Origin of the sequence: Dyadobacter sp., from assembly GCF_051859145.1 — a bacterium.
Classification (GTDB): domain Bacteria; phylum Bacteroidota; class Bacteroidia; order Cytophagales; family Spirosomataceae; genus Dyadobacter.
On the sequence record NZ_JBHYGF010000218.1, the window covers coordinates 1 to 7,274 of the forward strand.

Below are 7,274 nucleotides of genomic sequence, written 5' to 3' on the forward strand. Positions count from 1 at the left end.
ATGCCGACTTTGTGTCCGGTCACCTGGATTTATCCGAAAAGACGGGCGCGCCGATCATCTACGGTCCGGGTGCGAAAACGGGCTTTGAAGCACATATTGCTAAGGATAGGGAGGAATTTCAGCTTGGAAATGTGACTATCCAGGTACTGCATACGCCCGGGCACACGCTGGAATCAACCTGTTACCTGCTTTTGGACGAAAATCGTAAGCCGGTCGCATTGTTTAGCGGGGATACCCTGTTTATCGGAGACGTGGGCCGACCCGATCTCGCGCAAAAGTGCGACCTGACCATGGACGATCTTGCGGGAATGCTTTTCGACAGTCTGCGCGAGAAGATCATGCCGCTTCCCGACGAGGTAATTGTATATCCTGCACACGGTGCAGGTTCGGCTTGCGGCAAGAATATGAGTAAGGAAACATCAGACACGCTCGGGAATCAGAAACGCTTCAATTACGCAATGCGGGCTGATATGACCAAAGAAGAATTCATTAAAGAGGTAACTGCCGGGCTGACCGAGCCACCGCAATATTTCCCCAAAAACGTAAAAATGAACCGTGACGGTTACGAAAGCATCGACGACGTGCTCGAACGCGGCGACCAGGCGCTTTCTGCCGAAGCATTTGAAGCAACAGCCAACAGTACCGGCGCATTGATCCTGGATACCCGGAGTGCGGATGATTTTGCAAAAGGTTTTATCCCAAATTCCATTAACATCGGCATTCAGGGCAGTTTTGCTCCCTGGGTTGGCGCGCTCATTCCCGACTTGAAACAAGAGTTGCTCATCATTACGGAACCCGGCAAGGAAGAGGAAGTCATCACGCGGCTGGCCAGGGTAGGGTACGATCACACGATCGGGTATCTGGATGGAGGCTTCAGAAGCTGGGCAGATGCAGGGAAGGAAGTTGATTCTATCGTATCCATTTCTGCGGGTGAATTTGAAAGCGACTTTGCAGACGGAGCGTTGGAAATTATCGATGTACGCAAGCCCGACGAGTTTAATGCAGGCCACATAGAAGGTGCCAAGAACCTCCCGCTGGACTATATTAATGATCTGATGGAGGAATTTCCAAGAGATCAAAAGCTGTATATTCATTGTGCCGGCGGGTACCGTTCCATGATCGCCGCCTCCATTCTCAAATCCCGCGGGATCGACGATGTTGTAAATATCGAAGGAGGCTACGGAGCAGTTTCAAAAACGAATGTACCGGTGCTGGAAAATGCGAACCATTAATGTCGGAGTGTAAATTTTTAAGCAATAGAAATGTCAGACCTCATTGAAATCCTCCGGAAACCCTGGCCGTGGTATGTGGCGGGGCCTTTGATCGGACTTACTGTTCCGACTTTGCTGCTTTTGGGAAATAAATCGTTTGGTATCTCCTCATCGTTGCGCCATATCTGCGCGGCGGTAATCCCGGCTGACATTTCTTTCTTCAAATACAATTGGCGCAAAGAGACGTGGAATCTCTTTTTCGTAGCTGGTATCGCGCTGGGTGGCTTTTTGGCGACATTCTTTCTTTCCAACCCGGAGCCTGTTGCTATTTCAGCAAACACGAAATTTACACTTGCATCATTCGGGATCACAGACTTTTCCGGGTTGATGCCGGCGGACTTATTTTCGATAGACTACATATTCTCGCCCAAAGGCTTCATTTTCCTTGTTTTAGGCGGGTTTCTGGTTGGTTTTGGGACGAGGTACGCGGGAGGCTGCACCTCAGGGCATTCCATTATGGGCCTCGCCAGCTTACAGTGGCCTTCACTCGTTGCAACGATCTGCTTTATGGCCGGAGGTTTTGCGTGTACACACCTGGTTCTTCCTTTTTTGCTTGAACTCGTCAGGTAATGGAAAATATGGAAACGCAGGCAATCAAAACGAATAATGCCGACGGCGCAAATCAGCAGCAGTCGCAGGAAACTTTTGCCGCAAAGCTAAAATACCTTTTTGTGGGTGTGCTATTCGGGATCGTGTTTGTAAAGGCAGAGATTATATCCTGGTTCCGCATTCAGGAAATGTTCAGGCTCGACTCATTTCACATGTACGGTGTAATCGGCTCGGCAGTGGCAGTGGGGCTGCTTTCGGTTTTTTTGATCAGGAAATTCAATATCAAGACCCTTTCCGGTGAGCAGGTTTACATTCAGGATAAAGTATTTAACAAGGGTCAGATCTACGGCGGACTGATGTTTGGATTCGGCTGGGCGATCACCGGCGCTTGCCCGGGACCGCTTTTCGCGCAGATAGGAAGCGGGTACCTGGCTGTGGCGGTCACATTACTGAGCGCGATCGCAGGTACCTGGACTTACGGCTGGCTGAGGCAAAAGCTTCCGCATTGATCAGTTTTTAACAGCAACCAGGTAAAGCTGCTCGTCACCCAACGTGAATGGATTGGCTTCCAGGTTTCCGAAAGTACCTACTGTTTTTAATCCCACACTTTGCAACATTGCCGTGATTTCAGACAAAGTATAGATGTACTGAAATACAGTGTGGGTCACTTTTTCATTCCCTGAGATAAATGTCTGCTGCGCCTCAATGCAGCCTTCTTCGGGCCGGTACTCGTTTTCGGCAAGATAAAAAATATCGTCTCCCACCGGCATCCAGTTACGTACCTGAAAGTTTGGTAAAATGCTTTCTGCCAGGTTTTCAGTATGTAAAGCCACATGTCCGCCTTGTTTCAGTGCAGAAGCAATTTTGCCAAAAAATCGTAGCATATCCTGCCTTGGGAAAAAGCTCAGACTGTTACCGAGACAGTACGCAGCATCAAATGCATTTGCCTCAAAATCATAATCCAGTACATCAGCACATACCACTTCAATGGGGAGTTTTTTCTTACGGGTCACCTTGGTCAGCTCGTCGCAGTACTCAGCGGAAATGTCGACGCAGGTAATAGAGCAGCCTGTTTCAGTCAGGGGAATGGCGTGGCGGCCGTAGCCGGATAAAATGTCGAGTACCCTGTTTCCTTCCTTGATTTCAAGCACATCGCTCAGGAAGTCAACTTCGAAATCTGTGTATTCTTCATCCTGGTGAAGCTTCCAGGCTATTTGGGGTAATCCTTTGAAATAACTATGATACCAGGCCACTGCGTCGTTTTGATTTTTGGCAAAACTAAGCAAATGCAGCCTGGTATCTGTTGAAGATAATCGGAGAAACTACATTTTCATTAAACCGGGCGTGAGACGCAGGTAAACCTGGCCCGACATGGGGTTTTTACCGTAACTATTTCTGAAATACGAATTATATTCATTGATGTGGTGAAAGCTGAGCTGTCCGCCCGCCTGCACCAATGTATTGGCAAAAGAAAAAAGCTGCCGGTTAATCCCGAGCGTAAATGCAGAAATACCTGCATTGGTCGAATATTCCGGAATGTCGCTGGGTTGTTCCAGGAGATCGTTATAGCTTTTCTGGACCCACTCGTACCTTCCGTAAACTGCCCATTTGTTGAGCTGTACATTTGATTCGGCCAATACAGAATTTCCCTTGTGATTACCTGCATTTTTACCCCAAACCAACGTCGAAGAAATCCACTTGTTTTCACCTCCAAGCTGTGCACTATGTTGCAGAGAAGCGGTAGTGCGGGTTACATCGTCGTGAGCATGCAGCCTTTCCGGACTTTTAATAAATGCGCGGCTCACCTGAAATGCCCAGTTCGCACCAGGGTTAAAAAGCAGCCGGTAACTATAAGAGTCAAAACGCGGCTTATCGAAATTGAAACGGTTTTCGTCCGGTTCTCGACCCGTAAAAGAGGATCCTTCCAGCTTGAACATTCCGTAGCGAATACCCGCAGTCACCACACCGAATGTAATGTGCGTCGCATCCTGCCAGTGGTGGCCCAGTACCGCATCCGGATTATTGAATGCGGACATTCTGTGCATAAAGGCAGTTGGTCCGAGCGCCGGTTCTCCGGGGTAACCTGCATAAATCGTGAGATCCAGCTGTTCATTAATGCGTTGCGTATAACCAAGCGAAAGTTCCGAAACCAGGTCGTGCGGGTGCTGGCGGTCAACCAATGGAACATTGTTCCAGCTTTCGCCAGATTGAAATAGAAGCGGGTAACCGGCTCCGCCATCGAAAATCCGGTCGAGGGAGACCATTGCCCGGATGTTCAGCAAGCCATTTTTTCCAACCTGCCGCTGCGCCATTCCCATAAACCAATTTGGTACACTGAATTTAGATTCCTGGCCTTTTTTGTTTTTGTTGTTGAAATTCTGGCTGGTATAGCGGAGGAAAACGCTTCCGTGCAGCATGTAATTCCACTTATTGCTATGCTTCATGTACGCGTACATGGGCGTCGCGTCGGGCTGCCAACCGGTACCCGAACCGTTTCTGGTCATCGGCAGACTAAGCGAAAAGCTGTGCGTCATCTGGTGTGCATGCTGCATTTTCGAATGATCCATTTTCGTGGTATCTCCGTGATGCATATGTTCCATGTTGCCGTGGTCCATACTTTTCATATCATGCATTTCGTGGCGTGTGCTGTCTTTTGCAGGCTGCTGATGATGTTCATGCTGCGCCAATGCCGGCAGTGCAAGCATTGCCAGACCAGCGATCATAATGGTTTTCAGTTTGTTGAGTTTCATAGTGGGAAGCGATTAAATGATTAGTGTGGTGCTGCGGTTTTGCGGCAGCAGCTGGGTAGTTTGTCGTGTGCTTTCTGGTTGGCGAGCTGGTTATCGGCATCATAGCCAGTATTGATAATCGTGGCTTTGATTGCTTCCGGCGTTGTTTTGGCCGGGTTGTACTTCACCGTAACCACTTTGTCTTTCAGGTTCAGGTTGGACTCTTTTACACCTTTTGACAGGCCAAGATTACGTTCAATGCGGGCTTTGCACATCTCGCAGACCGCCGAAGTTTTGATCTTTATTTCTTTCTCGTCACCTGCACTAAAAGCTGCATTGGATCCGATAAAAAGGAGTGTAATGAATGAAAAAAGGATTGTTTTCATGATTGCAGTTGTTTTTTGATTTGATATTGATTTCATCCTCCGACCTGATCGAGCGCCTTCCTCGTCGGACTTTTCTTAAATTCTCCGGGCGTCATGCCGGTTACCTTTTTAAACTGGTTACTCAAATGCGCAGTGCTGCTGTAAGAAAGTCGCCACGCCATTTCGCTTAGTGTCAATTCATTGTACGTTAGCCATTCTTTTATTTTCTCTACTTTTTGCGCGATAATGTACTGTTCAATAGTCTGGCCCGTCTCCGACGAAAAAAGGCTGCTCAGGTAAGAATATTCATAGCCGATCTTCTCCGACAAATAATCCGAGAAATTCATCTGGGCAGGTTTTAGCCCTTTGAGATTCTGAATCTCGTCAATAACCAGCGTTTTGATATGTTCAACAATTGTCAGCCTGCGATCGTCGAGCAGCTCAAAACCATTTGTTTCCAAAACCGATTTCACCTGTTTCAGACTATCCGCATCCAGGTCTTCTGCCGTTTCTACTTCGCCCAGATCCACCGAAACAGGGTGCAGCCCCAAAGCAGTAAGCTCCTCACGCACCACCCGCTTACAGCGATCACAAACCATATTTTTAATATATAATTTCATAAAGAGCTCATTTAAATTCGTCCTCCCTTTCCTCCATCCTCCCTTTCCTCCGTTCTCCCTTCAACGTATAATCTTATAACGCAACCCCGCATAAATCATTCGTCCTAATACTGGTCCCCACGCCATTCCTGCGTCAAAATGCTGGCCGAAGGGTTGGTCTGCGCCGATAATCGGATTCTTTTGCGTGAAGTTCGCCAGGTTTTCCCCGCCGAGGTAAATATCCCATTTCGGGAAAGTACGGGTGATTTGTGCATTGAGATTATAGAACGCAGGCGCCATAGTCGAAGGTAGGTTCTCAGGTACCTGGTGGTGATCAACCGGGCCCATGTAGGGCAGCCGCTTTTTACCATTCCATTGGGCGGTGAAATCAAACTTCCATTTATCGTAAGGCAATGCATAACCTGCATTGAACAGAACCCGGTCGCGGCTCACCATCATTCTCGGCAGGAGCAGCCGCTGATCGTAACCCTGAACAACCGTTTGCTTTACGTCGAAAAGCCGGTAGGCCAGTTTCAATTCAAAACGTTTGATCGGTCTCAGGTTTGCCTCGGCCTGAAAGCTGTTTGCAAATGCGCTTCCATCCAGGTTATAAAAGCTCAGGTACCTGGGGTCTTCCATATCTGCAACCAGCTGGTTTTCAAATGTAGTACGATAATAATCGACGATCAGATTCCCCTTCATTCCACCAATTGTAAATTCCTGGGTAAGGCTGGCGCCGTAGTTCCACGACTTCTCCGGCTGAATCTGCTCCCTGAAAACCACCTGCCGCGAGCTAACCAGATTGCCGTAGTACTCAGCCAGCGGATTGGCAACCCGGAACCCTTTGCCCGCAGAAGCACGTAGCACGGTTTGATCTGCGACATTGTATTTCAAATGCACCCGCGGTGTCCATTGTGTCCCATACAGGTTATGAAAATCCACCCGCCCGCCTGCTACCAGCACAAACTTGTCGAGATTGTTATAGGTATACTCGAAAAACGCACCCGGTACCGATTCGTTTCTGGTTAAAGTTTGCGTTTTGTAACGTTCATTGTAGTTATCAAGCAGGTAGTCAATCCCGTTTTATAGGAATGATTGGTATTGTTGATAATGGATTGATAGATCAGGTTAGTATAAAGCGTTTTTTGCTTTCCATCGTAGTTATTAAGACCGAAATAAGACTTCGAATCAAAAACTGACGCATTCACAACCAGTCCCAGCCCTTTATAAGGCTGCTCCGGGAAGAGCCGCGCGATTTTGGAGAAAAATTCATAGCGATTGATTTTGGACCCAAAACCGTAAGCTTGTGTAGTGCCGCGCATTTCTTTATCGAAGCCGGTCTGTCCGCCCAGCCGGTCTTCCACCAATGCTTTCACGCCAAATTGCGCCATTAATTTATCGCCCTGATATTTCCATCGGTTGATCGCATTGATTTGTGTATAAAGCGGCATATCCATGAAACCGTCGCCATTCTTGTCCACTCTGTTTTGCAGCGTACTTCCGTGTGTAAGCAGTCCGGTACTCCATTTTTTGTTGAGTTGATGGGCGAGGTTCAGGTTCAGTTCAGCTCTTCCGAAATTGTTGACATAAGTGTTCAGGTAAAGCTTCTCGTGTGTGTCCGGCTTTTGAAGTTCAATGTTAATCTGCCCCGTCATTGATTCGTATCCGTTTACAACGGAGCCAGCACCTTTGCCGATGTCAATGGACTGGATCCACGTTCCCGGAATCGAACTCAGCCCGAAAGTAGAAGCCAGTCCGCGC

The 7,274-nt window shown here is 48.1% G+C and carries 8 protein-coding genes and 1 pseudogene; 3 read left to right on the plus strand and 6 right to left on the minus strand.

Annotation, left to right across the window (positions count from 1 at the left end; all coding sequences use genetic code 11):
• From ACTIE6_RS13590 to ACTIE6_RS13600, 3 genes are all read left to right on the plus strand, one after another.
• A partial coding sequence (locus ACTIE6_RS13590) for an MBL fold metallo-hydrolase (protein WP_439557155.1) occupies positions 1–1,232 on the plus strand: 1,232 nt, incomplete at its 5' end.
• A gap of 30 nt (positions 1,233–1,262) precedes the next feature.
• Entirely contained in the window at positions 1,263–1,841 is a 579-nt protein-coding gene (locus tag ACTIE6_RS13595) for a YeeE/YedE family protein (RefSeq protein ID WP_439557156.1), read from the plus strand.
• Positions 1,842–1,849: 8 nt separating this feature from the next.
• Positions 1,850–2,329 carry a YeeE/YedE family protein gene (locus tag ACTIE6_RS13600; RefSeq protein ID WP_439557161.1) on the plus strand — a complete coding sequence of 160 codons (480 nt, stop codon included), beginning with the start codon at positions 1,850–1,852 and terminating at the stop codon, positions 2,327–2,329.
• Here ACTIE6_RS13600 and ACTIE6_RS13605 read toward each other — a convergent pair whose 3' ends face one another.
• The 6 genes and pseudogenes from ACTIE6_RS13605 to ACTIE6_RS13630 form a co-directional block, all read right to left on the minus strand.
• The gene (locus ACTIE6_RS13605) at positions 2,330–3,073 is read right to left on the minus strand and encodes a class I SAM-dependent methyltransferase (RefSeq protein WP_439557157.1); all 744 of its coding nucleotides are present in this window, start codon (positions 3,071–3,073) and stop codon (positions 2,330–2,332) included.
• A gap of 69 nt (positions 3,074–3,142) precedes the next feature.
• On the minus strand, positions 3,143–4,570 hold the full coding sequence (locus ACTIE6_RS13610; RefSeq protein WP_439557158.1) for a hypothetical protein: 1,428 nt from the start codon (positions 4,568–4,570) through the stop codon (positions 3,143–3,145).
• Positions 4,571–4,590: 20 nt separating this feature from the next.
• Entirely contained in the window at positions 4,591–4,935 is a 345-nt protein-coding gene (locus tag ACTIE6_RS13615; protein WP_439557159.1) for a heavy-metal-associated domain-containing protein, read from the minus strand.
• Between the two features lie 32 nt (positions 4,936–4,967).
• Positions 4,968–5,534 carry an AraC family transcriptional regulator gene (locus tag ACTIE6_RS13620; protein WP_439557160.1) on the minus strand — a complete coding sequence of 189 codons (567 nt, stop codon included), beginning with the start codon at positions 5,532–5,534 and terminating at the stop codon, positions 4,968–4,970.
• A 60-nt stretch (positions 5,535–5,594) separates the two neighbouring features.
• Complete coding sequence (locus ACTIE6_RS13625) at positions 5,595–6,590, minus strand: TonB-dependent receptor plug domain-containing protein (RefSeq protein WP_439557162.1); 996 nt, start codon at positions 6,588–6,590, stop codon at positions 5,595–5,597.
• Positions 6,539–7,274 (minus strand): annotated as a pseudogene (locus ACTIE6_RS13630) (TonB-dependent receptor); the annotation flags it as partial. The gene ACTIE6_RS13625 and the pseudogene ACTIE6_RS13630, both read right to left, overlap by 52 nt.

Coding starts and splice junctions, on each gene's coding strand:
- ACTIE6_RS13610 (WP_439557158.1), bottom strand. CDS start 4,570: ATGAAACTCAACAAACTGAAAACCATTATGATCGCTGGTCTGGCAATG.
- ACTIE6_RS13600 (WP_439557161.1), top strand. CDS start 1,850: ATGGAAACGCAGGCAATCAAAACGAATAATGCCGACGGCGCAAATCAG.
- ACTIE6_RS13595 (WP_439557156.1), top strand. CDS start 1,263: ATGTCAGACCTCATTGAAATCCTCCGGAAACCCTGGCCGTGGTATGTG.
- ACTIE6_RS13615 (WP_439557159.1), bottom strand. CDS start 4,935: ATGAAAACAATCCTTTTTTCATTCATTACACTCCTTTTTATCGGATCC.
- ACTIE6_RS13620 (WP_439557160.1), bottom strand. CDS start 5,534: ATGAAATTATATATTAAAAATATGGTTTGTGATCGCTGTAAGCGGGTG.